At 64.0% G+C, this 211-nt stretch carries 1 protein-coding gene; it reads right to left on the reverse strand.

Going from position 1 to position 211, the window contains the following annotated elements; translation table 11 throughout:
• Positions 1-13: 13 nt before the first annotated feature.
• The coding region (locus JMJ56_RS33570) for a transposase (protein WP_202836172.1) at positions 14-211 on the reverse strand (198 nt) is incomplete at its 5' end.

Genomic DNA, 211 nt, shown 5'->3' on the forward strand with positions numbered 1-211 from the left:
AGCTCGGGCCTCGTCAGGATGCCAGGGCGGGCAGACTGACGGGTGCAGTATCGCTGATGGCGCCGATGGTCTCCAGGATCATGTAGCGGGCTCGCTGGGTGGCCCATTCGTCGGACTGCTCGAGGAGGATCGCACCGACCAGCCTGACAGCGGCAGCGTCATTCGGGAATATGCCGACGACATCGGTACGACGCTTGATCTCGCCGTTGAG

This window comes from Belnapia arida, assembly GCF_016773205.1.
Classification (GTDB): Bacteria; Pseudomonadota; Alphaproteobacteria; order Acetobacterales; family Acetobacteraceae; genus Belnapia; species Belnapia arida.